This window comes from Streptomyces sp. CC224B (genome assembly GCF_030010595.1).
Lineage (GTDB): Bacteria > Actinomycetota > Actinomycetes > Streptomycetales > Streptomycetaceae > Streptomyces > Streptomyces longispororuber.
The window spans coordinates 1-24,548 of the sequence record NZ_JASCXL010000136.1; the positions used below are offsets into that span (position 1 = coordinate 1).

At 73.6% G+C, this 24,548-nt stretch carries 23 protein-coding genes; 16 read left to right on the forward strand and 7 right to left on the reverse strand.

Annotation, left to right across the window (positions count from 1 at the left end; genetic code table 11):
* Window positions 1-115: 115 nt before the first annotated feature.
* Complete coding sequence (locus QK440_RS35655) at window positions 116-433, reverse strand: DUF1844 domain-containing protein (protein WP_190139058.1); 318 nt, start codon at window positions 431-433, stop codon at window positions 116-118.
* A gap of 459 nt (window positions 434-892) precedes the next feature.
* Between QK440_RS35655 and infC the strand changes: the two genes are divergently transcribed.
* From infC to QK440_RS35705, 10 genes are all read left to right on the forward strand, one after another.
* Window positions 893-1,552 carry a translation initiation factor IF-3 gene (gene infC, locus QK440_RS35660; protein ID WP_282797427.1) on the forward strand — a complete coding sequence of 220 codons (660 nt, stop codon included), beginning with the start codon at window positions 893-895 and terminating at the stop codon, window positions 1,550-1,552.
* 135 nt (window positions 1,553-1,687) lie between these two features.
* Window positions 1,688-1,882: a 50S ribosomal protein L35 gene (rpmI, locus tag QK440_RS35665; RefSeq protein ID WP_016576627.1), complete on the forward strand. Its 195-nt coding sequence runs from the start codon at window positions 1,688-1,690 to the stop codon at window positions 1,880-1,882.
* A gap of 104 nt (window positions 1,883-1,986) precedes the next feature.
* On the forward strand, window positions 1,987-2,370 hold the full coding sequence (gene rplT, locus QK440_RS35670) for a 50S ribosomal protein L20 (protein WP_016642495.1): 384 nt from the start codon (window positions 1,987-1,989) through the stop codon (window positions 2,368-2,370).
* Window positions 2,371-2,543: 173 nt separating this feature from the next.
* On the forward strand, window positions 2,544-3,401 hold the full coding sequence (locus tag QK440_RS35675) for an RNA methyltransferase (protein WP_282797412.1): 858 nt from the start codon (window positions 2,544-2,546) through the stop codon (window positions 3,399-3,401).
* Window positions 3,402-3,456: 55 nt separating this feature from the next.
* A complete protein-coding gene (locus QK440_RS35680) occupies window positions 3,457-4,596 on the forward strand; it encodes an ATP-binding protein (RefSeq protein ID WP_282797413.1) in 1,140 nt (379 codons plus the stop codon).
* Between the two features lie 200 nt (window positions 4,597-4,796).
* A complete protein-coding gene (pheS, locus tag QK440_RS35685) occupies window positions 4,797-5,939 on the forward strand; it encodes a phenylalanine--tRNA ligase subunit alpha (RefSeq protein ID WP_282797414.1) in 1,143 nt (380 codons plus the stop codon).
* Window positions 5,939-8,482: a phenylalanine--tRNA ligase subunit beta gene (gene pheT / locus QK440_RS35690; protein WP_282797415.1), complete on the forward strand. Its 2,544-nt coding sequence runs from the start codon at window positions 5,939-5,941 to the stop codon at window positions 8,480-8,482. Before pheS ends, pheT begins: the two co-directional genes overlap by 1 nt.
* A 422-nt stretch (window positions 8,483-8,904) precedes the next feature.
* Entirely contained in the window at window positions 8,905-9,891 is a 987-nt protein-coding gene (locus QK440_RS35695; RefSeq protein WP_282797428.1) for a PP2C family protein-serine/threonine phosphatase, read from the forward strand.
* A 266-nt stretch (window positions 9,892-10,157) separates the two neighbouring features.
* On the forward strand, window positions 10,158-11,507 hold the full coding sequence (locus tag QK440_RS35700) for a transcriptional regulator (RefSeq protein WP_282797416.1): 1,350 nt from the start codon (window positions 10,158-10,160) through the stop codon (window positions 11,505-11,507).
* 165 nt (window positions 11,508-11,672) lie between these two features.
* Window positions 11,673-12,215 carry an NUDIX hydrolase gene (locus QK440_RS35705; protein ID WP_190139046.1) on the forward strand — a complete coding sequence of 181 codons (543 nt, stop codon included), beginning with the start codon at window positions 11,673-11,675 and terminating at the stop codon, window positions 12,213-12,215.
* Between the two features lie 22 nt (window positions 12,216-12,237).
* On the opposite strand, the gene QK440_RS35710 is transcribed toward QK440_RS35705, so the two are convergent.
* Window positions 12,238-12,495: a hypothetical protein gene (locus QK440_RS35710; RefSeq protein ID WP_190139047.1), complete on the reverse strand. Its 258-nt coding sequence runs from the start codon at window positions 12,493-12,495 to the stop codon at window positions 12,238-12,240.
* A gap of 312 nt (window positions 12,496-12,807) precedes the next feature.
* Complete coding sequence (locus QK440_RS35715; RefSeq protein ID WP_282797417.1) at window positions 12,808-13,668, reverse strand: 3-hydroxybutyryl-CoA dehydrogenase; 861 nt, start codon at window positions 13,666-13,668, stop codon at window positions 12,808-12,810.
* 185 nt (window positions 13,669-13,853) lie between these two features.
* On the opposite strand from QK440_RS35715, the gene QK440_RS35720 reads away from it, so the two are divergent.
* A complete protein-coding gene (locus QK440_RS35720; protein ID WP_282797418.1) occupies window positions 13,854-15,077 on the forward strand; it encodes a family 10 glycosylhydrolase in 1,224 nt (407 codons plus the stop codon).
* A 187-nt stretch (window positions 15,078-15,264) separates the two neighbouring features.
* Here the strand turns inward: QK440_RS35720 and QK440_RS35725 are convergent, their stop codons facing one another.
* A complete protein-coding gene (locus QK440_RS35725; protein ID WP_282797419.1) occupies window positions 15,265-15,459 on the reverse strand; it encodes a DUF1918 domain-containing protein in 195 nt (64 codons plus the stop codon).
* Between the two features lie 139 nt (window positions 15,460-15,598).
* Window positions 15,599-16,669, reverse strand: a complete 1,071-nt coding sequence (locus QK440_RS35730; RefSeq protein WP_282797420.1) for a DMT family transporter — start codon at window positions 16,667-16,669, stop codon at window positions 15,599-15,601.
* On the opposite strand from QK440_RS35730, the gene QK440_RS35735 reads away from it, so the two are divergent.
* Together QK440_RS35735 and QK440_RS35740 are read left to right on the forward strand one after the other, a co-directional pair.
* The gene (locus QK440_RS35735) at window positions 16,668-18,110 is read left to right on the forward strand and encodes a PLP-dependent aminotransferase family protein (RefSeq protein ID WP_282797421.1); all 1,443 of its coding nucleotides are present in this window, start codon (window positions 16,668-16,670) and stop codon (window positions 18,108-18,110) included. The genes QK440_RS35730 and QK440_RS35735 overlap by 2 nt on opposite strands.
* Window positions 18,107-18,571: a GNAT family N-acetyltransferase gene (locus QK440_RS35740; RefSeq protein WP_282797422.1), complete on the forward strand. Its 465-nt coding sequence runs from the start codon at window positions 18,107-18,109 to the stop codon at window positions 18,569-18,571. Before QK440_RS35735 ends, QK440_RS35740 begins: the two co-directional genes overlap by 4 nt.
* A gap of 43 nt (window positions 18,572-18,614) precedes the next feature.
* Here QK440_RS35740 and QK440_RS35745 read toward each other — a convergent pair whose 3' ends face one another.
* Both QK440_RS35745 and QK440_RS35750 read right to left on the reverse strand, forming a co-directional pair.
* Window positions 18,615-19,055: a DUF6314 family protein gene (locus QK440_RS35745; RefSeq protein WP_282797429.1), complete on the reverse strand. Its 441-nt coding sequence runs from the start codon at window positions 19,053-19,055 to the stop codon at window positions 18,615-18,617.
* Window positions 19,056-19,201: 146 nt separating this feature from the next.
* Complete coding sequence (locus QK440_RS35750) at window positions 19,202-20,191, reverse strand: aldo/keto reductase (protein ID WP_282797423.1); 990 nt, start codon at window positions 20,189-20,191, stop codon at window positions 19,202-19,204.
* 351 nt (window positions 20,192-20,542) lie between these two features.
* Between QK440_RS35750 and QK440_RS35755 the strand changes: the two genes are divergently transcribed.
* The 3 genes from QK440_RS35755 to QK440_RS35765 all read left to right on the forward strand — a co-directional run.
* Window positions 20,543-22,762 (forward strand): NADP-dependent isocitrate dehydrogenase, encoded by a 2,220-nt coding sequence (locus QK440_RS35755; RefSeq protein ID WP_282797424.1) that lies wholly within the window; start codon window positions 20,543-20,545, stop codon window positions 22,760-22,762.
* A 176-nt stretch (window positions 22,763-22,938) separates the two neighbouring features.
* Entirely contained in the window at window positions 22,939-23,967 is a 1,029-nt protein-coding gene (argC, locus tag QK440_RS35760; RefSeq protein WP_282797425.1) for an N-acetyl-gamma-glutamyl-phosphate reductase, read from the forward strand.
* A 40-nt stretch (window positions 23,968-24,007) separates the two neighbouring features.
* Window positions 24,008-24,548: bifunctional ornithine acetyltransferase/N-acetylglutamate synthase (locus QK440_RS35765; RefSeq protein WP_282797426.1), on the forward strand; the 541-nt coding region annotated here is incomplete at its 3' end.

A 24,548-nucleotide genomic window follows, 5' to 3' on the forward strand; every position in this document is an offset into this window, starting at 1 on the left:
CGGGCCTTTCGTGTGGGGGGGGCCCGGTGGTTCCCCGGCGGGGCGCGAGGCCCCCCCCCCCGCCCCGGTGGGGGGGGGGGGCGACCTTGTACGTGCGTCCGCGCGGGGCCGTGGCTCAGCCGAAGACCGGCCCCGTGTACTTCTCGCCCGGCCCCTGCCCCGGCTCGTCCGGCACCACGGAGGCCTCGCGGAACGCGAGCTGGAGGGACTTCAGGCCGTCCCGCAGCGGAGCCGCGTGGAAGGAGCTGACCTCGGTCGCGCTCGCGTCGAGCAGACCGGCCAGGGCCTGGATGAGCTTGCGGGCCTCGTCCAGGTCCTTGTGGGCCTCGCCCTCCTCGGCCAGGCCCAGGTTCACCGCCGCCGCGCTCATCAGGTGCACCGCGACCGTCGTGATCACCTCGACCGCGGGCACGTCTGCGATGTCGCGGGTCATGGCGTCGAAGTCGGGGCTTCCCGGGGTGGAGGCGGCGGAGGCGGACGCGGCCGGTGCGGCCGAGGGGTCCGGGAAGGGTGCGGCGGGGCTGGTGTCACTCATGCCCCACACCCTAGAGCCGCCCGCGGACCGTTAGCCCCACCCCCCGGGACCTGCTAACCTTGGGTGACGACCGGCCGGACACCGGCGCGCCAGCGCAGGCTCCGGCCCACAAGTGGAGGCTCCGATCTCCCACCTTGCCGCTCCCCGAGCGGCGGGTCACCGGTCAGGCGGTCCGGCTCTCCGAGCGACGGTCCGCCCGATGCGCCCCGTGGTCACCGCGGAGGTGCTCCGGTATTCGTATGGAGCCCCTGCTGTGATCAGTCGGGGCATTTTTTGTGCTCCCGGTGTGTTGGTCGAACAAACAGACGTAACGCGGCTGTCCGCCAGACCGCCGCGTGGTGCTACCGAGGAGGATCCATCAGCGCCGAGCCCCGCATCAACGACCGGATTCGCGTTCCCGAGGTGCGACTTGTCGGTCCCAGCGGCGAGCAGGTCGGGATTGTCCCGCTTGCCAAGGCCCTGGAGCTTGCGCAGGAGTACGACCTGGACCTGGTCGAGGTCGCGGCGAACGCCCGTCCGCCCGTGTGCAAGCTCATGGACTACGGGAAGTTCAAGTACGAGTCGGCCATGAAGGCCCGTGAGGCGCGCAAGAACCAGGCGCACACGGTCATCAAGGAGATGAAGCTCCGGCCGAAGATCGACCCGCACGACTACGACACCAAGAAGGGTCACGTCGTCCGGTTCCTCAAGCAGGGCGACAAGGTCAAGATCACGATCATGTTCCGTGGTCGCGAGCAGTCCCGGCCGGAGCTCGGCTACCGGCTGCTGCAGCGCCTCGCCGAGGACGTCCAGGACCTCGGGTTCATCGAGTCGAACCCGAAGCAGGACGGCCGCAACATGATCATGGTCCTCGGTCCGCACAAGAAGAAGACCGAGGCGATGGCCGAGGCCCGTGAGGCCCAGGCGGCCCGCAAGGCGGACGCGAAGGCCAACCCCGGCAAGTCGCAGAACGCCGCCGACGACGAGTCCGCCGAGGCTCCGGCCGAGGCTCCGGCCGAGGCTTCCGCCGAGGCCTGATCCCCGGACGCGTGACGTACGACGCATGACGCACGGCGCACGTCCAGGGATTGCCCACTGATACATCGGACGCTTCCGGATGCCCGGTTTCACGACCGGGCATCGGAGCGCCACTGACGAGGAGAGAACGGCGCTATGCCGAAGAACAAGACGCACAGCGGTGCCAGCAAGCGCTTCAAGGTCACCGGCTCCGGCAAGGTGCTCCGCGAGCGCGCCGGCAAGCGCCACCTGCTCGAGCACAAGTCGTCCCGCGTGACGCGTCGCCTCACCGGCAACGCCGAGATGGCCCCGGGCGACGCCGCGAAGATCAAGAAGCTTCTCGGCAAGTGACGTCGCGGCCCCCGGTGACGGGGGCCTCGCGACGCCAGGACCGGGACATCAGTCGAACCGGGCCGTGTGACGACCACCACGGCCCCGCTACAAGGAGTTAACAAGTGGCACGCGTCAAGCGGGCAGTCAACGCCCACAAGAAGCGTCGGGCGATCCTCGAGCAGGCCAGCGGCTACCGCGGCCAGCGGTCGCGCCTGTACCGCAAGGCGAAGGAGCAGGTCACCCACTCCCTCGTCTACAACTACAACGACCGCAAGAAGCGCAAGGGCGACTTCCGTCAGCTGTGGATCCAGCGCATCAACGCCGCTGCCCGCGCCAACGGCATCACCTACAACCGCTTCATCCAGGGTCTGAAGGCCGCCAACATCGAGGTGGACCGCAAGATCCTGGCCGAGCTGGCCGTGAACGACGCCAACGCGTTCGCCGCGCTCGTCGAGGTCGCCCAGAAGGCGCTGCCGTCCGACGTCAACGCCCCCAAGGCCGCGTGACGTCGCACCGAGCTGAGCGAGTGTGACTGGACCCGCAGGCCATCCGGCCTGGGGGTCCAGTCGCGTTCGGCCCTGCCCCGCTGCGCGACGCCGCGGCGGGAAGCACACCCCCGCCGGGCAGCGGAGACGCCGCAGCCCCCTCGTACCCCTGACGTACACCTGAAAGCGACTCGATGGCACACGGTCCGGAACTGATCTCCCCGCGTTCGCCGCGCGTCAGTGGCGCGCGACGGCTCGGCAAGCGGAACTTCCGCGGCAAGGAACGGCTGTTCCTCGCGGAGGGGCCGCAGGCGGTGCGGGAGGCGGCCGGACACCGCAGCGGCGGTGCGGCCACGCTCGTCGAGCTGTTCACGACCGTGGAGGCCGCCGAGCGGTACGCCGACATCGTGGCGGACGCGCGGACCGCGGGCGCCCGGGTGCACCTCGCCGACGAGAGCGTGATCGCCGACATCTCCACCACCGTCACCCCGCAGGGCCTCGTCGGCGTGTGCCGGTTCCTGGACGTGCCGTTCGAGGAGATCCTCGCCGGGCGGCCCAAGCTCGTCGCGGTGCTCGCGCACGTCAGGGACCCTGGGAACGCGGGCACGGTGCTGCGCTGCGCGGACGCCGCGGGCGCCGACGCGGTGGTGCTCACCGACGCGTCCGTGGACCTCTACAACCCCAAGGCCGTGCGCGCCTCCGTCGGCTCGCACTTTCACCTGCCGGTGGCCGTCGGCGTACCCGTGGAACAGGCCGTACGCGGCCTGAAGGCGGCCGGTGTCCGGGTGCTCGCCGCGGACGGCGCGGGCGCCGACGACCTGGACGCCGAGCTGGACAAGGGCACCATGGGCACCGAGACCGCGTGGATCTTCGGCAACGAGGCCTGGGGCCTGCCGGAGGAGACCCGCGCACTCGCCGACGCGGTGGTGCGCGTGCCGATCCACGGCAGCGCGGAGAGCCTGAACCTCGCGACCGCGGCAGCCGTATGCCTCTATGCGTCCGCCCGGGCGCAGCGCGCCTCCGGAGGGTGCCGCTCCGTCACCCACGGCTAGTAGGGTGTCGGGCTCGGGGGCTCACTGCCAGCTCCGAGAGGCGGGGACAAGGGGAATGAGCGTCGGCACGAGCAGGGCACCGGGAGTGCGGGGCGTGCTGTGCCCGCCCGCGGCCCCGGCCGGCCCCGGCCTGGGCGAGCTCGGCCTCGACCCGGACGACCTGCCGGACGGCCTGGTCGTCGCCGACGAGAGCGGGCGCGTCATCTGCTTCAACGCCGCCGCCGCCCGGATCACCGCGGTGCGGCCCGCCGACGCGCTCGGCGCCCCCATCGAGCGCGCCCTGCCCCTGGAGGACCTCGAAGGCCGCCGCTGGTGGCAGCTCACCGACCCCTACGGAGGGCTCACCATCCGCGTCGCCCAGCCGGAGCGCAACCTGCTCCTGCCGGGCGGCAGGGAAGTCCTCGTCTCGGCCCGCTACCTGCGGTCGCGGCCCACGGGCCCGCTGCGCCGCCTCGTGGTCTCGCTGCGCGACACCGAGGCCCGGCGGCGCACGGAGCGCAGCCACGCCGAGCTCATCGCCACCGTCGCCCACGAGCTGCGCTCGCCGCTGACCTCGGTGAAGGGCTTCACCGCGACGCTGCTCGCCAAGTGGGAGCGGTTCACCGACGACCAGAAGCGGCTCATGCTGGAGACCGTCGACGCGGACGCGAACCGGGTGACGCGGCTCATCGCCGAGCTCCTCGACATCTCCCGCATCGACTCCGGCCGGCTCGAACTGCGCCGCCAGCCCGTCGACATCGGCGCCGCCGTCGGGCGCCACATCCAGGCCCACGTCGCCGCCGGACAGGACGCCGACCGCTTCCTCGTCCGCATCCAGCACCCGCTGCCCGACCTGTGGGCCGACCCGGACAAGATCGACCAGGTGCTGAGCAACCTCCTGGAAAACGCGGTGCGCCACGGCGAGGGAACTGTCACGATCGACGTGGCGCCCTCGCCGTCCCTGCGCGTCCGGGGCGCGACCGACACCGCGGTCACCGTCAGTGACGAGGGGTCCGGCATTCCGGAGGAGTCGATGAGCCGCGTCTTCACCCGCTTCTGGCGGGGCAGCAAACGCGGCGGGACAGGACTGGGCTTGTACATCGTGAAGGGCATCGTCGAGGCGCACGGCGGCACGATCACCGTCGGCCGCGCGGCGAGCGGCGGCGCCCAGTTCCGATTTACGTTGCCCGTGGGGGCTCCGGCGTACCTCCAGTGAGCACCGGCCGCGCAGCCGGTGCCCGCCGCCCGAGCCGCCCGCGGGCGCATTCGTTCACGTCAGCCCCGTTAGACTCGGCCTCTGGCACCTTTGCGTCCCCCTGTGCGGGACGGCTCAGCGCCGAGCCGGGGACGGCTCCGCCCGAGCCGGGCGCCGTCCGCGGGGGACCATCCGCCAGCCAACCGGAAGCACGGGAAGAGATGTCGGCACCGAACAAGTCGTACGACCCTGTCGAGGTCGAGGCACTGAAACCTGAAGAGATCGAGCGCATGCGGGACGAGGCGCTCGCCGCCTTCGCGGCCGCCGCCGACCTCGACCAGCTCCAGGAGGCGAAGACCGCGCACTGCGGCGGCACCTCGCCGCTCGCGCTCGCCAACCGCGAGATCGGCGCGCTGCCCCCGCAGGCCAAGGCCGAGGCGGGCAAGCGCGTCGGCATGGCCCGCGGCGCCGTGAACAAGGCGCTCGCCGCCCGCCAGAGCGAGCTGGAGGCCGAGCGCGACGCCCGCGTCCTGGTCGAGGAGGCCGTGGACGTCACGCTGCCCCACGACCGCGTCGCGGCCGGTGCCAGGCACCCGCTGACCACGCTGTCGGAGCGCATCGAGGACATCTTCGTCGCCATGGGCTACGCGGTCGCCGAGGGCCCCGAGGCGGAGGCGGAGTGGTTCAACTTCGACGCCCTGAACATCGGCCCGGACCACCCGGCCCGCGGTGAGCAGGACACCTTCTTCATCGAAGGCGCCGAGAGCGCCGAGAGCGCCAAGGGCACCGACGGCTCCGGCGTCGTGCTGCGCACGCACACCTCGCCCGTGCAGATCCGCTCGCTCATCGACCGCGAGCCGCCGGTCTACGTGATCTGCCCCGGCCGCGTGTACCGCAGCGACGAGCTGGACGCCACCCACACGCCCGTCTTCCACCAGGTCGAGCTGCTCGCCGTGGACGAGGGCCTGACCATGGCCGACCTCAAGGGCACCCTGGACCACATGGTGCAGGCGCTGTTCGGCGGCGAGGGCATGAAGACCCGGCTGCGGCCGAACTTCTTCCCGTTCACCGAGCCGTCCGCCGAGATGGACATGGTCTGCTACGTGTGCCGCGGCGAGTCCGTGGGCAACCCCGACCGCCCCTGCCGCACCTGCTCCAGCGAGGGCTGGATCGAGCTCGGCGGCTGCGGCATGGTCAACCCCAAGGTGCTCCAGGCCTGCGGGGTCGACCCGGAGAAGTACAGCGGATTCGCCTTCGGGTTCGGCATCGAACGGATGCTGATGTTCCGCCACAACGTCGAAGACATGCGAGACATGGTCGAGGGTGACATCCGGTTCACCCGGCCGTTCGGGATGGAGATCTGATGCGGGTCCCGCTTTCCTGGCTGCGGGAGTACGTCGACCTGCCGGCCACCGAGACCGGCCGTGACGTACAGGCCAAGCTCATCGCGGCGGGCCTGGAGGTCGAGACCGTCGAGCGGCTCGGCGAGGGCCTCAAGGGCCCGCTGGCCGTCGGCAAGGTCCTCACCATCGAGGAGCTGGAGGGCTTCAAGAAGCCCATCCGCTTCTGCACCGTCGACGTCGGCACGGCCAACGGCACCGGCGAGCCGCAGGAGATCGTCTGCGGCGCCCGCAACTTCGCCGTCGGCGACAAGGTCGTCGTGGCGCTGCCCGGCGCCGTGCTCCCCGGCGACTTCGCCATCGCCGAGCGCAAGACGTACGGCAGGATGTCCCGCGGCATGATCTGCTCCGGCGACGAGCTGGGCATGGGCGACGACGGGTCCGGAGGCATCATCGTGCTGCCGCCCGAGCACGAGGCCGGCACCGACGCCATCGAGCTGCTGGAGCTGTTCGACGAGGTCCTGGACATCGCCGTCACGCCCGACCGCGGCTACTGCCTGTCGATGCGCGGCGTCGCCCGCGAGACCGCCACCGCCTACGGCCTGCCGCTGCGCGACCCGGCGCTGCTCGACGTCCCGGCCCCGAACTCCTTCGGCTACCCGGTCCGCATCAGCGACCCCACGGGCTGCGACCGCTTCGCCGCGCGCACCGTCACCGGGCTGCGCCCCGACGCCCGCTCGCCGATCTGGCTCCAGCGCCGCCTGCAGAAGGCGGGCATGCGCCCGATCTCGCTGACCGTCGACGTCGCCAACTACGTGATGCTGGAGCTCGGCCAGCCGCTGCACACCTACGACCGCTCCCGCGTCCAGGGCACCATCGGTGTCCGCCGGGCCGAGCAGGGCGAGAAGATCACCACCCTCGACGGTGTCGAGCGCGTCCTCGACGCCGAGGACCTGGTGATCACCGACGAGCGCGGGCCCATCGGGCTCGCCGGCGTCATGGGCGGCGCCAACACCGAGATCGCCGACCACGACGCCACCGACGAGGACGCCACCACCGACGTCGTCATCGAGGCCGCGCACTTCAACCCGGTGTCCGTGGCCCGCACCGCGCGCCGCCACAAGCTGGCCTCCGAGGCGGCCCGCCGCTTCGAGCGCGGCGTCGACCCGCAGGCCGCGTCCGCCGCCGCGCAGCGCACCGTCGACCTGCTCGTGCTGCTCGCGGGCGGCACCGCCGAGGCGGGCGTCACCGAGGTCATCGCGCCGTCCGCGCCGCACACCATCACCATGCCCGCCGACCACCCGGACAAGGTCGCCGGCGTCGTCTACGGCCGCGAGACCGTCGTCCGCCGCCTCCAGCAGGTCGGCTGCGACGTCTACGGCCAGGACGTCCTGACGGTCACCGTGCCGTCGTGGCGCCCCGACCTCGTCGAGGTCAACGACCTCGCCGAGGAGGTCATCCGCCTCGAGGGGTACGAGAACCTGCCCTCGACGCTGCCCAAGCCTCCCGCGGGCCGCGGCCTGACCGAGCGGCAGCGCCTGCACCGCCGCGCGGGCCGCGCCCTGGCCGGCGCCGGGTACGTGGAGGCGCCGACCTACCCCTTCCTCAGCGAGCGGGTCTTCGACCAGCTCGGCCTGGAGGCGGACGACCCGAACCGCCGCGTGGTCAAGCTCGTCAACCCGCTCTCGGACGAGGAGCCCGCGCTCCGCACCACGCTCCTGCCGGGCCTGCTCGCCGCGCTGCGCCGCAACGACGGCCGGGGCAGCCACGACCTGGCGCTGTTCGAGACGGGCCTGGTGTTCCACCCGTCCGAGGAGGCGGCCGTCGCCGGGCGCCCGCCGGTCGACCGGCGCCCCACGGACGAGGAGATCGCCGCGCTCAACAGCGCCCTGCCCGAGCAGCCGCGGCACGCCGCGGTCGTCCTCGCGGGCGCCCGTGAGCGCGCCGGCTGGTGGGGCAAGGGCCGCCCGGCCGACTGGGCGGACGCCGTCGAGGCGGCCCGCCTCCTGGCCCGTGAGGCCGGCGCCGAACTCATCGTCCAGCAGGGCCAGTACGGCCCGTGGCACCCGGGCCGGTGCGCCGAACTCACGGTGTACCTGGAGAGCGCGCAGGGCCCCGGCGGCGAGCAGGGCGACCTGGTCTCCATCGGCCACGCCGGCGAGCTGCACCCGCGCGTCGTCAAGGCGCTCGGCCTGCCCGCCCGCACCTGCGCGATGGAGCTGAACCTGGACCTGCTCCAGGAGGCCGGCGAGGGCACGCCGCGCGCGCCGCGCATCTCGTCCTTCCCGGTGGCCACCCAGGACGTCGCGCTGGTCGTCGACCAGGACGTGCCGGCGGCCGTCGTCGAGGCCTACCTGCGCGACGGCGCGGGCGACCTCCTGGAGGACATCCGGCTGTTCGACGTCTTCACCGGCGACCAGGTCGGCGAGGGCAGGAAGTCGCTGGCGTACGCGCTGCGGTTCCGCGCGCCCGACCGCACGCTGACCGTCGAGGAGGCCTCGGCCGCCCGCGACGCGGCGGTGGCCCGCGCGGCCGAGACGACCGGCGCGGTGCTGCGCGGGGCGTAGCGGACGCCGCCGCGGCAGCCGCCCGGCGCACGAAGGCGCAGGTGAGGGGGCGCATCCGGACAACCGGATGCGCCCCCTCCGGCGTGCTGGGGCCCGGCCGGGGCGCCGCTCACTCGTTCAGGTGAGAACGCCCGGTGATCCGTCCCGATCCGGCCGTTCGGTCGACAGAATCGATCCGGCCGCAGGGGCTCGCCCCGGACCCGGCCCACACGCCGGACCAGGCCTCACCACACGCTGAACCGGGCCTCAGGGGGGCCGTCGGCATGATCCTCAGCAAGCCCCGGGCGCTCCGCCGCGGCGCCGTGTTCCGGCGCCGGCCGCGGCTGCGCACCCGGCGGCACCGCCAGGAGCGGTCCCCGGCCCCGTTCGAGCGGCGCCGGCGGCGGCTGCTGCGCCGCGCCCTCACGCTCGGCCTGCCCACGGTGTGGGGCGCCGTCGCCATCACGTACAAGCTCGCCTGTCCGCTCGCGCAGCAGAGCGGGCTCGGTGCCCGGATCGTCACCAGCGCCGTCTTCTTCGCCGTCGGCACCGGGCTGGTGTTCCACGTGCGCCACGCCCTGGTACGGGAGCTGCGGCAGGTCCGCGAGGTCGCCGGCGCCGCGCAGAACGTCCTGCTCCGGCCGCTGCCACCGCGCATCGACGGCTTCGCGCTGGCCGCGGGGCGGCTGTCCGCCGCGCGCGGCGCCCTGGTCGGCGGCGACCTGTACGAGGTCGCGGCCACCGACCACGGCGTGCGCGTCGTCATGGGCGACGTACGCGGCCACGGCCTCGCCGCGCTCGGCACCGTCGCCGCCGTGCTCGGCAGCTTCCGCGAGGCCGCCCACGACGAGGCCGAGCTGCCGCAGGTGCTGCGGCGCCTGGAGCGGGCCCTGGACCGGCACCTGCGGGAGCGCTCCCGCGCCGAGCACCCGGCGGGCGGCGCGGCGGCCCCCGAGGGCCCGCTCGCCGAGGAGTTCGTCACCGTCCTGCTGGTGGAGATCAGCCGGGACGGCGACGTCTGGGCGCTCAACTGCGGCCATCCCTGGCCCTACCACCTGCGCGGCCTGGCCCGGCCGCTGACCGGCGGCGAGCCGCTGCCGCCGCTCGGCCCCTTCCCGCTCCCCGCCGACCTCGCCACGCAGCGCTGCGGACGGCTGCTGCCGGGCGACGCGCTCGTGCTGCACACCGACGGCCTGGAGGACGCCCGCGACGGATCCGGCCGGTTCTTTCCCCTGCAGAGCGTGCTCAGCGAGGCCGCGCGCGTCCCGGCGGTGCCGCCGGAGCGCGTGATCCAGACCGTGTACACCCGGCTCCTGCGGCACGTCGGCCGGCTGCCGTCCGACGACGCGGCCCTGGTCGTGCTCCGCAACGACCGCGGACGGGTCCCGCGGCAGACGGAGACCGGGCGGCGCGCCCGCACCATGAGCTGAACACCGCCCGGTGTGGTGCGGCCCGCGCCGTCCGGACCGTCGGGGAACTTCGGGCAGACGACGGTGTCCGGACGGCGCCGCAGAGGGCCGCCGCGCTGTGTGAGGGGGGAGCCGGCGGCCCGGCCGCCTCCTGGTGAGCCCTCAGTCAACCGAACGCGCGCCCCGTGCGGCAGTGCGCGTACCCCCCGGATGCGAGCACTCCGTTCACACCCCGTGTGAAGTGCGCTCCACTACGCTGGGTCGCACCGAGCCACCGGAGGGCATCCATGCAGCCCAACACCCTGCTCGACGCGATCCTCGACGAAGCCGGCATCTCCCACGCGGGCCTGGCCGCCCACGTCAACCAGGCGGGCAAGGCCCGCGGTCTGGCCCTGAGATACGAACACACCGCCGTGGCCCGCTGGTTGAAGGGCCAGCGTCCGCGCGGCCAGGTGCCCGACCTGATCTGCGAGGTGCTCGCGGCACGCCTGCGGCGCCCGGTGACGCTCGACGACATCGGCCTCGGCGTGCCCGGCAACCCGGTCGTCCGCGGCGGCACCATGGCCTCCACCCTCTCCGGGTTCGTCGAGCGGGCGACCGCGCTGTGGCGGTCGGACGAGCAGCAGCGCCCGCACCTGCTCGGCGCGCCCGCGGTGACCGGGACGCCCGCCGTGATGCCGGTGTGGGAGTGGGAGAACCCGCCGGAGGACACGGACGTGTCGCGCGGCGGCCGCCACCCGGTGAGCCTGGCGGACCTGGAGACGCTGCGCGCGGCCCGTACGCACTACGAGCGGATGTACCGCAAGACCGGTGGCGTCGCGACCCGCACCCGGATCGTCGGCTTCCTCAACGCGGAGGCGGCGCCGCTGCTGCGCGGCAGCTACACCGACGCGATGGGGCGCCAACTGCACCGCGCGACCGGCGGGTTGGTGGCGATCGCCGGAATCTGCGCCTACGACTCGGACGCGCACGGCCTCGCCCAGCGCTACTTCCACCAGGCGCTGCGCCTGGCCAAGGCCAGCGGGGACCGGGGGCTCGGCGCGTATGTGATCGCGCTGCTCGTCAACCAGTCGCTCTTCATGCGGGAGTACCGCCAGGCGGTCGCCTTCGCGGAGGCCGCGCTGCGCGCCGCGGGCCGCGACATCACGCCCGCGCTCGCCTCCGACCTGTACGCGATGCAGGCCAAGGCGTACGCGCACCTGGGCGACGGCAGCAGCGCGCTGTCGTGCATCCGGCGGGCCGAGGCCGCCGCCGACCGCATCCGGCGCGGCCGGGAGCCGGACGAGACGGGCTATGTCCAGCCGGGCCTGGTGAACGTACAGGTGGCGGAGGCGCTGCTCAGCCTCGGTGATCTCGCGGGCGCGCACGAGCACGCCGCGGCGGCGGTGGACACCCCGGCGCACGACCGGGGCCGCGTGCACCGGCTCGCCATGCTCAGCCAGATCGAGCTGCGCCAGGGCAACACCGACGAGGCGGTGGCCACGGCGGTGGAGATGGCCGAACAGGCGCGCGGGATGGAGTCCCAGCGGCTGCGCGACCGGCTGCGGGCCGTGCGCGAGCACCTCGTCCGCAGCGACTGCGCGGCCACGGCCGAGGCCGCCGAACTCATCGACGGGGCCCTGCGCATCCCGCTGTGAGCGGCCCGGCGCGGTGAAGCGCGCCGCCCCCGCCGGGTGGTGACCTCAGCGGTGCGGGAGCGGAACGAGCCCTGACACGTGCCGCCCTCGCTCCGCCGTGCGCCGTGTGCCCGCGCTCTTCCCTGCTGCGATATTGCCATCTACTCGGCGGAAGGTGGCAGAACCGTGCAGTGGACGAAACAGAGCGAACAAACTGTGTATGGAAACCGGTGGTTCACCGTCAACCTGGCGGATGTCGAGCTGCCGAACGGCCGACACCTCGACCACTTCCTCATACGGCTCCGTCCGGTGGCCATCGCCACGGTCGTCAACGAGGCCAACGAGGTCCTGCTCCTGTGGCGGCACCGCTTCATCACGGACAGCTGGGGCTGGGAGCTCGCGGCCGGGGTGGTGGAGGACGGCGAGGACATCGCCGACGCGGCGGCGCGCGAGATGGAGGAGGAGACCGGCTGGCGGCCGGGACCCCTGCGGCACCTGATGAGTGTCGAGCCGTCCAACGGGCTCACGGACGCCCGGCACCACATCTACTGGTCGGACGAGGGGACCTACATCGGCCACCCCGAGGACGACTTCGAGTCGGACCGCCGTGAGTGGGTCCCGCTCAAGCTCGTCCCCGACATGGTGGCGCGCGGTGAGGTCCCGGCCGCCAACATGGCGGCAGCCCTCCTCCTGCTGCACCATATGCGCCTCGGTGAAGACGCGCGCTGACCGCCCGGACGCGGCCCCGGAGCTAGTGGCCGAGGGCCTGCCAGACCGCCACGGCGAGCGCGCCGACCGCGGTGAGCGCGGCCAGGGCGGGCAGTGGCCATCGGGTGTGTTCCAGGGCCGTGATCCGGACGGCGAGGTCGTCCTGGTCCTTCGTGTGCTGTGCGTCACGTGCGGTGAGCAACGCGAGCTGTCCGTCGACGCGGGCCAGGCCCACGTCCAGGCTTCGACGTAACTCTGCGAGTTCTTCCGGGACCACGGCACGCTCGGGGTCGGTGGTCACGAGTCCGCTCCTCTCAGTAGTGATCGCTTCCCCCCTGTGCGTAGTTCGAAAGTCAACTCGCCTGGTGGTCGCGGCGGGAGAGTGTGCGAAGGGCATATGCGAGCCCGGCGCGCACACGGTGTGCGAACGGCGCGGGCCCGGCACTCGGGGAGTGCCGGGCCCGTGGACTGGCCGGTTTTTGACCCTTGTTCAATCACGGAGCGTAGCCATAGTCCCGGAACGCGGGCATCCGGTCCGTACCTGGCCGAGGCGGGACGGTCACCGCGCGCTGCCGCGCCGGGTTCAGCCGTGGCTGCCGCGCCGCGCCGGGGTTCAGGCGTAGCTGTAGAAGCCCGAGCCCGTCTTGCGGCCCAGGCGGCCCGCGTCGACCATGCGCTGGAGCAGCGGGGGAGCGGCGTAGAGCGGCTCCTTGTACTCGGCGTACATCGAGTCGGCGACCGAGGCCACGGTGTCCAGGCCGATCAGGTCGGACAGCTTGAGCGGGCCCATCGGGTGGGCGCAGCCCATCTCCATGCCGTTGTCGATGTCCTCACGGCTCGCGATACCCGACTCGAACATCCGGATCGCGGACAGCAGATACGGGATGAGCAGCGCGTTCACCACGAACCCGGAACGGTCCTGGGCGCGGATGGCGTGCTTGCCGAGCACCTTCTCGGTGAAGAGCTGCGCCCGGCTGAGGGTCCCCTCCGACGTGGTCAGCGCCGGGATCAGCTCGACGAGCTGCTGCACGGGGGCCGGGTTGAAGAAGTGGATGCCGATGACCTGGTCGGGCCGCGACGTGGCCACGGCCAGCTTCACCAGCGGGATGGAGGAGGTGTTGGAGGCGAGGATCGCGTCCTGCCGCGTCACCACCTGGTCGAGCACCTGGAAGATCTCGGTCTTGACCTGCTCGTTCTCCACGACGGCCTCGATGACAAGGTCGCGGTCGGCGAACTCGCCGAGGTCCGTGGTGAAGCTGAGCTGCGCGATCGTCGCGTCCCGCTCCGCCTCGGAGATCTTGCCGCGCTCGGCGGCCTTGGACAGGGAGTTGTACAGCCGCGTACGACCGATCTCCAGGGCCTCCCCGGTGGTCTCCGCGACCTTCACGTCCAGGCCGGAACGGGCGCAGACCTCCGCGATCCCGGCGCCCATCTGGCCACAGCCCACCACTCCGACGCGCGCAATGTCGGCCATAGAGTCGGTCACCTCGTGCCTTTCGCTCATCTACAGGGGCGGCAGGTCCCCCCGTACGGTGCCGGTCCCTGCCTCGCCGGTGAACGTTACTCCGCGCGTCGCGGTGCGCGGGGGTGCGGGTCGGGCATGCTGTCCCCGAACGGCCAGGGCTTGTCCGGGGATTTCCAGGAACAGGGGTCGGGACCATGAGGCATATGTCACGTCGGGCCTTCACCGTGGCGGCGGCCACGGTGGCCGCGGGGCTGGCGACAGCCGGGGACGCGGCGGCACGGGAGCGCTCCAGACGCCCGGGGCACGAGATGCGGGGCATGTGGGTGGCCACGGTGGTCAACATCGACTGGCCCTCCAAGCCCGGCCTGCCCCCGGAGCAGCAGCGCGCGGAGCTCGTCGCGTACCTGGACGAGGCGGTGCGCCGCCGCCTGAACGCGGTCGTCCTCCAGGTGCGTCCGACGGCCGACGCGTTCTGGCCGTCGCGGTACGAGCCGTGGTCGGAGTACCTCACGGGCACGCAGGGCAGGCACCCGGGCTGGGACCCGCTGGGCACGGCCGTGCGCGAGGCGCACCGCCGGGGCCTGGAGCTGCACGCCTGGTGCAACCCGTTCCGCGTCGCCATGCACGCCGACCCGCAACGCCTGGTGCCGGACCACCCCGCGCGCGTGCACCCCGAGTGGGTGGTGCCCTACGGCGGCAAGCTCTTCTACAACCCGGGCCTGCCCGAGGTCCGGCGGTTCGTGCAGGACGCGATGCTCGACGCCGTGCGGCGCTACCGCCTCGACGCGGTGCACTGGGACGACTACTTCTACCCGTACCCGGTCGCGGGACAGGCCTTCGACGACGACGAGGCCTTCGCCCGGTACGGCGGCGGCTTCCCGGACCGGGCGGCCTGGCGGCGGGACAACATCGACCGCCTGGTGCGCGAGATGGGCGTCCGCGTGAAGAAGACACGGCCCGGCACCCGGTTCGGCATCAGCCCCTTCGGCGTGTGGCGCAACGCGTCCACCGACCCGGCGGGCTCGGACACGCGGGCCGGCGTGCAGACCTACGACGACCTGTACGCGGACACCCGCGGCTGGGTGAGGAAGCGCTGGATCGACTACATCGCCCCCCAGCTCTACTGGCACATCGGGCTGCCCGCGGCGGACTACGCCAAGCTGGTCCCCTGGTGGGACGAGGTGGCCCGGGGCACGGGCGTACGGCTGTACGTGGGGGAGGCCCTGTACAAGGCGGGCGACCCGGCGCAGCCCGCGCCGTGGCAGGACCCGGCCGAGCTGTCCCGGCACCTGACGTACGCCAAGGACTTCCCGCAGGTGCGCGGGCACATCTTCTACTCGGCGAAGCACGTGGTCGCGGACCGGATCGGCGCGATGCGGCGCGTCGTCGACGACCACTACACGCCGCGCGCCGGCTGAACCGGGCACGGGCTCCGGCGCGACCAGGCACGGGCTTCCGGCGCCCCGCCCGGCCTGGGCGCGGCGCGCCTGCCCGTCCTGACGTGCCGGGACCGGCTACCGGCGGCCCCGGCCGACCCGGGACCGGCCCCCGGTCGGGGCGCCGGTCCCGGGCGGGGACGTCCGCGCCGGTTCAGTCCGCGTCGGCTCAGTCCGCGTCGGAGAAGGGCCGTACGACCGTGTCCGGGCCCGGTGACATCACCGTCTCGTGGCCGTCCTCGAAGCGCACGCGGTACGGCGGGCCGCCGTTCGCGCCGAGGACCTCGATGACTTCCGCAGTCCGGTCGTGCTGTCCGACGATCCTGCCGTGGATCAGCAGCCGGTCGCCCACGGATGCTTGCATGGGGAGTGACCTCCTCGTCCGCGTCACGGATGGTGGCGGTGCGTGGCCGTCAGTGTACGACCGGTGGCCCCGGTTGGCTCCCCGCGCGCGTCGGGTGACCGGGACGGGCCGGGTCGGGCCGCGACGCGCGCCCCCCCCGCTAGCTCCGCGCGCGTTGGGTGACCGCGATGCACACCAGGACGGCCACGGCGGTGAGCGGGGCCGCGGGCGTCAGGTTCTCGCCCAGCAGGAAGACCGACCACACCAGGGTGAGGAGCGGCTGCGCGAGCTGGAGCTGGCTGGCCTTGGGGACGCCGATGGCGGCCATGCCCCGGTACCAGACGACCAGGCCGAGGAACTGCGAGCCGACCGCCGCGTACAGCAGGCCCGCCGTGCTGTGCCCGGTGAGGTGGAACGGCTCGTGCGGCAGGGCGAGCGCCGCCCCCGCCACGGCGAGCGGCAGGCACAGGACGAGCGCCCAGCCGATCACCTGCCAGCCGGGCATGTGCCGGGCCAGGCGGCCGCCCTCGGTGTACCCCGCGGCGCACACGAGCAGCGCGGCGAACAGGTACAGGTCCGCGGTCGACAGCGCCCCGCCGCTCTGCGCCACCGTGAACGCGATGACCGCGGCGGCGCCCGCGAGCGCGGCCGCCCAGAAGGTGCGCGAGGGCCGGACACCGGTGCGCAGGGCGGAGAACACCGCGGTCGTCAGCGGCAGCAGCCCGACCACGACCGCGGCGTGCGCGGTGCTGGACGTCTGCAGGGCGAGGGAGGTCAGCAGCGGGAAGCCCACCACCACCCCGGCCGCGACCACCACGAGACCGCCCCAGTCGGCGCGCCGGGGCAGCGGCACGCGCAGCGCGAGCAGGCAGCCGCCCGCGACGAGGGCGCTGAGCACGCAGCGCAGGGCGACGAACGTCCAGGGGCCCATGCCCTCAAGGCCCCAGGCCGTGGAGGGGAAGGTGAGCGAGAAGGCGACGACACCGAGGGCGGCCTGCAGGGCACCGGCGCGGTGGGAGTCGGACGGGGCCGGGGCCACCGGGGCGGCCGGGGACGGTGCCGCGGTGCCCGGGGTCGTCGCGGTGGCCGAGGCCGCGGGCCGGGCCGCGGCCTCGGTGCCGGACCGCGCGCGGGCCGGGGTGCGGCCCTGGGTCCGGGACGGGGTGCGGGACGCGGCCCGGGGCGGGACCGCTATCCGCTGTCGCTCGGTAGCGCTACTCTGTGCTCTCATGCAAGAGCGTAGCAGTGTAGGTGAGTTGGTACGCCAGCTCCGCGGCGAGCTGGACCGCTACTCACCAGGAGGAAAGCTGCCGTCCAGCCGTGCCCTGGTCGAGCGGTTCCGGGTCAGCCCGGTGACCGTGTCCCGGGCGCTGGCGCAGCTCGCCGCGGAGGGTCTGGTCGTCACCCGGCCCGGCGCCGGGGCGTTCCGGGCCGAGGCGCCGGGCGCCGCCACCACCGGGGCGGTGGGCGACACCTCGTGGCAGGAGGTGTCCCTGAGCGCGGACGCCGCCGCGGACGTGGTGCCGCGCTCGGTGGACGCCTCCGGGGTGCTCGCCACGCTGGCCGCGCCCGGCCCCGGCGTCATCGAGTTCAACGGCGGCTATCTGCACCCCTCGCTCCAGCCTGAGCGCGCCCTGTCCGCCGCGCTCGCCCGGGCCGGACGGCGCCCCGGCGCCTGGGAGCGCCCTCCGGTCGACGGCCTGCCCGAGCTGCGCGAGTGGTTCGCGCGCGGCATCGGCGGCGCCATCACCGCCGCCGAGGTCCTGGTCACCGCGGGCGGCCAGAGCGCCCTGACGACCACGCTGCGGGCGCTCGCCCCGCCCGGCGCGCCGGTGCTCATCGAGTCGCCCACGTACCCCGGCCTGCTCGCCATCGCGCGGGCCGCGGGGCTGCGGCCGGTGCCGGTTCCGGTGGACACCGACGGGGTGCGCCCGGAGCTGCTCGCCGCCGCGTTCGCCGCCACCGGCGCCCGCGTGTTCGTCTGCCAGCCGCTGTTCCAGAACCCCACCGGCGCCGTGCTCTCCGCCGAGCGCCGCCCCGAGGTGCTGCGCATCGCCCGCGAGGCCGGGGCGTTCGTCGTCGAGGACGACTTCGTGCGCCGGCTCGTGCACGAGGGGGCGGGACCGCTGCCGCGGCCCCTCGCGTCCGACGACCGCGACGGCGTCGTCGTGCACGTCTGCTCGCTCACCAAGGCCACGTCGCCGAGCTTCCGGGTGAGCGCGCTGGCCGCGCGCGGCCCCGTCCTGGAGCGGCTGCGCACCATCCAGGTCGTCGACCACTTCTTCGTGCCCCGGCCGCTCCAGGAGGCGGCGCTGGAACTCGTCGGCGCCCCGGCCTGGCCGCGTCATCTGCGCGCCGTCGCCGCGGAGTTGCGGGAGCGCAGGGAGGCGCTGGCGGCCGCGCTGCGGCTGCGGCTGCCCGAGCTCGCGCTGCCGCACGTCCCGGCGGGCGGCTACCACCTGTGGCTGCGCCTGCCCGACGGCACCGACGAGACCGCCCTGGCGGCCGCCGCGCTGCGGGCCGGGGTCGCGGTGGCCCCGGGGCGCCCGTACTTCGCGGCGGAGCCCCCGGCCGGGCACCTGCGGGTGAGCTTCGCCGCCCTCTCCGGCACCGGGGAGATCGCGGAGGGGGTACGGAGGCTGCGCGCGGCCTGTGATGAGGTGTGGGGATGACCGGAACGACACCCGCGTACGAACACCCCGAGGCGTACCGGCTCCCGGACGGGTACGAGCTGTCCGCCGACCCCGGCCGCCTCGACGCCGCCCGCGTGCACCACTGGCTCTCCACGGACGCCTACTGGGCGCGCGGCCGCTCCCGCGAGAAGCAGGACGCCGCGATCGCCGGGTCGCTCAACTTCGGCCTGTACGAGACGGCTTCGGGCGCCCAGGTCGCGTACGCCCGGGTGGTCACCGACCGGGCCACCTTCGCCTGGCTCTGCGACGTGTACGTGGACCGCTCCGTGCGCGGCAAGGGGCTCGGCACCGCGTTCCTCGCGGGCGTGCGCGACCGCCTCGCGCCGTACGGCCTGCGCCGCGTCCTGCTCGCGACCGGGGACGCCCACGGCGTGTACGCGAAGCTCGGCTTCACCGCCCTGGACGACCCCGCGCAGTGGATGGTGTACGGCGAGCAGTGACCGCGCGGCGCCGCTCCGGCCGGCGGGGCGCGGTCGGGCGCGGTCAGTCCGCGCGGACGTAGGCCGTCGTCAGGAGCAGGTCCTTGGCCGGGCCCCGGACCCGCCAGCGCGTGCGCCAGGCGTCCTCGCCGTCCACCACGAAGTCGCCCCGGTAGCGGTCCGCCGCGCACGGGTGGTCGGCGCTGTGGCGCCCGGAGCGCAGGTCGAGGCCGTGGAAGAAGCGGCCGTCGGCGAAGCGGACGACGGCGGTGCCCGCGGGCTCGCCCGGCAGGAAGAGGAGTGTGCGCTCCGCCGGGCGCGTCACGCCCCGCCAGGTGAAGGAGCCGGACTCCCGGTGCAGCAGCCCCCCGCCGTCCGCCGGCGTGAACCGCGTCGTGCCGCGGAAGCGCCCCTCCACCGGCCCGTCCTGCGCGCCCGCGGCGAAGTCCCGTACGGTCCGCTTCACCCGCCAGCTCCCGGCGAGGTACGCGAGCGCGTCCGGCACGGGGTGCGCGGGCCGCTCCGCCCCGGGGTGCGCGGGCCCGGCCGGGGCCGGGTGCGCGGGCCGCCGGGTGGACAAGGGCGTACCCCGCTCGCCGGGAAGGGACATGGGCGCAGCGTACGCGGCCCGCGCGGCTGCCCGGCGCGCGCCTAGCGGTCGACGACGGACATGCTCGTGTCGTCGTAGCGCGGCCCGGCGAAGCCGTCCGCGGGCGCCGCCGCGTCGATCGCGGCGAGGTCCTCGGCGGACAGCTCGACCTCGACGGCGGCGAGGTTCTCCACCAGGTACGCCTCGCGGCGCGTGCCCGGGATCGGCACCACGTCCTCGCCGCGGTGCTGCACCCAGGCCAGGGCGAGCTGGCCCGCCGTGACACCCTTCGCGGCGGCCAGCGACTTCACGGCCTCGACCAGGGCGAGGTTGCGCTCCAGGTTGCCGTCGGCGAAGCGGGGCTGGGTGCGCCGCATGTCGTTCTCCTCCAGCGCGTCGACGGACGTGAGGCGGCCGGTGAGGAAGCCGCGGCCGAGCGGCGAGAACGGCACGATCCCGATGCCCAGCTCCCGGCAGACCGGGGCCGTCTCCGCCTCCAGGTCGCGGGTCCACAGCGACCACTCGCTCTGCAGCGCCGCGATCGGGTGCACGGCGTGCGCGCGCCGGATCGTACGGGGGCTCGCCTCGGACAGGCCGAGGTGGCGCACCTTGCCCGCCGCGACGAGTTCGGCCATCGCGCCGACGGTCTCCTCGATCGGCACGTCCGGGTCGACGCGGTGCTGGTAGTACAGGTCGATGTGGTCGACGCCGAGCCGCCGGAGCGAGGCGTCGCAGGCCTGGCGCACGTACGCGGCGTCGCCGCGGATCAGCGGCGGCTCGCCGAGCCGGTTGGCGAAGCCGAACTTCGTGGCGATGACGGCCCGTGCGCGGCGGGCCCCGGACAGGGCGCGGCCGAGCAGCTCCTCGTTGTGGCCCCCACCGTAGAAGTCGGCGGTGTCGAACAGCGTGACGCCGAGGTCCAGGGCGCGGTGGATCGTGGCGATGGACTGGGCGTCGTCCGAGGAGCCGTAGGCGTGGCTCATCCCCATGCAGCCGAGGCCCTGCGCCGAGACCGTCAGCGCGCCGAGGGCGCGGGTGGGCAGGCCGGTCATGTCGTACCTCCTGAAGGGCGCGGTGCTCCGCGGGGAGCGCCGCGGTGCGGTGATCTCGATCGAGACACTAGGAGTTGGAGTGCGCTCCAACGCAAGCGTGCGCCGAGGGGCCTCCGGACCGGGGGCTCGGGGACCGGTCCGGGGGCCTGCACGGACCTCACCCGCCGCCCCGCCCGGTGGCGCGGGGACGGCTTCCCCCGGGAGAGGCCCGCCCGAAGCCACCCCGGGGGGCCCGGGCGGACCGGCGCGGAAGATTTTCGTACCGCACTCGGCCAGGGCCCTGTCGGTGCCGCCCCGTCCACGAGATATCTTGATGTCGAGCAATGTTGCAGACGTGGAGCGGAGCACCCGGTGACTGACTCGACCATCATCTACACCCACACTGACGAGGCCCCCGCCCTCGCGACGCATTCGTTCCTGCCCGTGATCCAGGCGTACGCCTCGACGGCCGGTGTCCGTGTCGAGACCCGTGACATCTCCCTGGCGGGCCGGATCATCGCGAGCTTCCCGGAGCGCCTGGAGCCGAGCCAGCGCATCGACGACGCGCTGGCCGAGCTCGGCGAGCTGGCCAAGACGCCGCAGGCCAACATCATCAAGCTGCCGAACATCTCGGCGTCCATCCCGCAGCTCAAGGCCGCGATCGCCGAGCTGCAGGAGCAGGGCTACGCGCTGCCGGACTACCCGGACGACCCGAAGACCGACGAGGAGCGCGACATCCGCGCCCGCTACGACAAGGTCAAGGGCTCCGCGGTCAACCCGGTGCTGCGCGAGGGCAACTCCGACCGCCGCGCCCCCGCCTCGGTGAAGAACTACGCCAAGGCGCACCCGCACCGCATGGGCGCCTGGACGGGCGAGTCCAAGACGAACGTCGCCACCATGGGCGAGAACGACTTCCGCTCGACGGAGAAGTCCGTCGTGATCGAGAAGGACGGTGCCCTCACGATCGAGCTGGTCGGTGACGACGGTTCCACGACCGTCCTGCGCGAGTCCGTCCCGGTCCTCGCCGGCGAGGTCGTCGACGCCTCCGTGATGCGCGTCGCCGCGCTGCGCGAGTTCCTGACCGCCCAGGTCGCCCGCGCCAAGGCCGAGGGCGTGCTGTTCTCGGTGCACCTCAAGGCGACGATGATGAAGGTCTCCGACCCGATCGTCTTCGGCCACGTCGTACGCGCCTTCTTCCCGAAGACCTTCGCGGCCTTCGGCGCCGACCTCGCGGCCGCCGGCCTCACCCCGAACGACGGCCTCGGCGGCATCTACAAGGGCCTGGAGGCCCTGCCGAACGGCGCCGAGATCAAGGCGTCCTTCGAGGCCGAGCTCGCCGAGGGCCCGGACCTGGCGATGGTCGACTCCGACCGCGGCATCACCAACCTGCACGTCCCGTCCGACGTCATCGTCGACGCCTCCATGCCGGCCATGATCCGTACGTCCGGCCACATGTGGGACAAGAACGGCGCGGAGGCCGACACCCTCGCGGTCATCCCGGACTCCTCCTACGCCGGCGTCTACCAGGTCGTCATCGACGACTGCAAGGCCAAGGGCGCCTACGACCCGGCCACCATGGGCTCGGTCCCGAACGTCGGCCTGATGGCGCAGAAGGCCGAGGAGTACGGCTCCCACGACAAGACCTTCGAGATCGCCGCCACCGGCACCGTCCGCCTGGTCGACACCGAGGGCACCGTCCTCATCGAGCAGCAGGTCTCCAAGGGCGACATCTTCCGCGCCTGCCAGACCAAGGACGCCCCGATCAAGGACTGGGTGAAGCTCGCCGTCACCCGCGCCCGCGCCACCGGCGACCCCGCGGTGTTCTGGCTGGACGAGACCCGCGCCCACGACGCCAACCTGATCGCCAAGGTGAAGGCGTACCTGCCGGAGTTCGACACCGAGGGCCTGGACATCCGCATCCTGTCCCCGGTCGAGGCCACCAAGCTGTCCGTGGAGCGCATCCGCGAGGGCCTCAACACCATCTCCGTCACGGGCAACGTGCTGCGCGACTACCTGACGGACCTGTTCCCGATCCTGGAGCTGGGCACCAGCGCCAAGATGCTCTCGGTCGTCCCGCTGATGAACGGCGGCGGCCTGTTCGAGACCGGCGCCGGAGGCTCCGCCCCGAAGCACGTCCAGCAGCTCGTCAAGGAGAACTACCTGCGCTGGGACAGCCTCGGCGAGTTCCTCGCCCTGGCCGTCTCCTTCGAGCACCTGGCGCAGAGCACCGGCAACGCCCGCGCCCAGGTCCTCGCGGACACCCTGGACCGCGCCACGGCGACCTTCCTGGAGGAGGACAAGTCGCCGAGCCGCCGTCTGGGCGGCATCGACAACCGCGGCAGCCACTTCTACCTCGCCCTGTACTGGGCCCAGGAGCTGGCCAAGCAGACCGACGACGCCCAGCTCGCCGAGGCCTTCGGCCCGCTCGCCGCGACCCTGGCCGAGCAGGAGTCGAAGATCGTCGAGGAGCTGATCGCGGTCCAGGGCTCCCCGGCCGAGATCGGCGGCTACTACCAGCCGGACGTCACCAAGGCCGCGGCCGTCATGCGCCCGTCCGCCACGTTCAACGAGGCCCTCGCGTCGCTGGCGTGACGCACCGCCCCTAGGACGCAGGTGAGCCCGCTTCTCGCCCCGGTCGGCAACCGCCGGCCGGGGCGGTCGTGTCTTGGCCACCGGACACCGGCGCCGCCCCGCACCGGCGGCCCCGGATCCACATTGCATAAAACTGCGACGACTTGTATATTCATGCCATCCATGAGGAGGAACCCATGACGGTACGCGCAGCGGTGGCGGGGGCGAGCGGATACGCGGGCGGGGAACTGCTGCGCGTCCTGCTCACGCACCCCGAGGTCGAGATCGGCACCCTCACCGCCAACTCGAACGCGGGCCAGCCGCTCGGCGCGCTCCAGCCGCACCTGACGCCGCTCGCCGAGCGCGTCCTGGAGCCCACCACCGCCGAGACCCTCGCCGGCCACGACGTCGTCTTCCTGGCGCTGCCGCACGGCCAGTCCGCGGCCGTCGCCGAGCAGCTCGGCCCGGACGTGCTCGTGGTGGACATGGGCGCCGACTTCCGCCTGAAGGACGCCGCCGACTGGGAGCGGTTCTACGGCAGCGCGCACGCCGGGACCTGGCCGTACGGCCTGCCCGAGCTGCCGGGCGCCCGCGCCGCCCTCGCCGGGACCAAGCGCGTCGCCGTCCCCGGCTGCTACCCCACGGCGGTCTCGCTCGCGCTGTTCCCGGCGTACGCCGCCGGGCTCGTCGAGGACGAGGCGGTGATCGTCGCGGCGTCCGGCACCTCGGGCGCGGGCAAGGCGCCCAAGCCGCACCTCCTCGGCTCGGAGGTGATGGGCTCCATGTCGCCGTACGGCGTGGGCGGCGGCCACCGGCACACCCCCGAGATGATCCAGAACCTCAGCGCGGCGGCCGGCCGGCGCGTCACCGTCTCCTTCACGCCCACCCTCGCCCCGATGCCGCGCGGCATCCTCGCCACGTGCAGCGCGAAGGCCCGGCCCGGCACCACCGCGGAAAGTGTCCGCGCCGCCTACGAGAAGGCCTTCGCCGACGAGCCGTTCGTCCGGCTGCTGCCCGAGGGGCAGTGGCCCGCCACGGCCTCGGTGTACGGCTCCAACGCCGTGCACGTGCAGGTCACCCACGACCCGGCCGCCGACCGCGTGATCGTGATCTGCGCCATCGACAACCTCGCCAAGGGCACCGCGGGCGGCGCGGTGCAGAGCATGAACATCGCCCTGGGGCTGCCGGAGGAGCTGGGGCTCTCCACGATCGGCGTCGCGCCGTGAGCGCCCGCCCGCCAGCCACCACCACGAACAAGGAGATGCAGTGAGCGTCACGGCAGCCAAGGGGTTCCGGGCGGCGGGGGTCGCCGCCGGGATCAAGAACGGCAACCCGGACCTGGCCCTCGTGGTCAACGACGGCCCCCGCACCGCCGCCGCCGGGGTCTTCACCTCCAACCGCGTGAAGGCGGCCCCCGTCCTGTGGTCCGAGCAGGTCCTCAAGGGCGGGCAGGTGGCGGCCGTCGTCCTCAACTCCGGCGGCGCCAACGCCTGCACCGGCCCCCAGGGCTTCCAGGACACGCACGCCACCGCCGAGAAGGCCGCCGACGTCCTCGGGGTGAACGCGGCCGAGGTCGCCGTGGCCTCCACCGGCCTCATCGGCGTCACACTCCCCATGGACCACCTGCTGCCGGGCGTCGAGACCGCCGCGGCCGCGCTGTCCCCGCACGGCGGCGAGAAGGCCGCCATCGCCATCAAGACCACCGACAGCGTGCACAAGACGGCCGTGGCCGAGGGCGACGGCTGGACCGTCGGCGGCATGGCCAAGGGCGCGGGCATGCTCGCCCCCGGCCTCGCCACCATGCTGG

Coding starts and splice junctions, on each gene's coding strand:
- QK440_RS35655 (WP_190139058.1), bottom strand. CDS start 433: ATGACCCGCGACATCGCAGACGTGCCCGCGGTCGAGGTGATCACGACG.
- rpmI (WP_016576627.1), top strand. CDS start 1,688: ATGCCGAAGAACAAGACGCACAGCGGTGCCAGCAAGCGCTTCAAGGTC.
- QK440_RS35675 (WP_282797412.1), top strand. CDS start 2,544: ATGGCACACGGTCCGGAACTGATCTCCCCGCGTTCGCCGCGCGTCAGT.
- QK440_RS35680 (WP_282797413.1), top strand. CDS start 3,457: ATGAGCGTCGGCACGAGCAGGGCACCGGGAGTGCGGGGCGTGCTGTGC.
- pheS (WP_282797414.1), top strand. CDS start 4,797: ATGTCGGCACCGAACAAGTCGTACGACCCTGTCGAGGTCGAGGCACTG.
- pheT (WP_282797415.1), top strand. CDS start 5,939: ATGCGGGTCCCGCTTTCCTGGCTGCGGGAGTACGTCGACCTGCCGGCC.
- QK440_RS35700 (WP_282797416.1), top strand. CDS start 10,158: ATGCAGCCCAACACCCTGCTCGACGCGATCCTCGACGAAGCCGGCATC.
- QK440_RS35715 (WP_282797417.1), bottom strand. CDS start 13,668: ATGGCCGACATTGCGCGCGTCGGAGTGGTGGGCTGTGGCCAGATGGGC.
- QK440_RS35720 (WP_282797418.1), top strand. CDS start 13,854: ATGAGGCATATGTCACGTCGGGCCTTCACCGTGGCGGCGGCCACGGTG.
- QK440_RS35725 (WP_282797419.1), bottom strand. CDS start 15,459: ATGCAAGCATCCGTGGGCGACCGGCTGCTGATCCACGGCAGGATCGTC.
- QK440_RS35735 (WP_282797421.1), top strand. CDS start 16,668: ATGCAAGAGCGTAGCAGTGTAGGTGAGTTGGTACGCCAGCTCCGCGGC.
- QK440_RS35730 (WP_282797420.1), bottom strand. CDS start 16,669: ATGAGAGCACAGAGTAGCGCTACCGAGCGACAGCGGATAGCGGTCCCG.
- QK440_RS35740 (WP_282797422.1), top strand. CDS start 18,107: ATGACCGGAACGACACCCGCGTACGAACACCCCGAGGCGTACCGGCTC.
- QK440_RS35750 (WP_282797423.1), bottom strand. CDS start 20,191: ATGACCGGCCTGCCCACCCGCGCCCTCGGCGCGCTGACGGTCTCGGCG.
- argC (WP_282797425.1), top strand. CDS start 22,939: ATGACGGTACGCGCAGCGGTGGCGGGGGCGAGCGGATACGCGGGCGGG.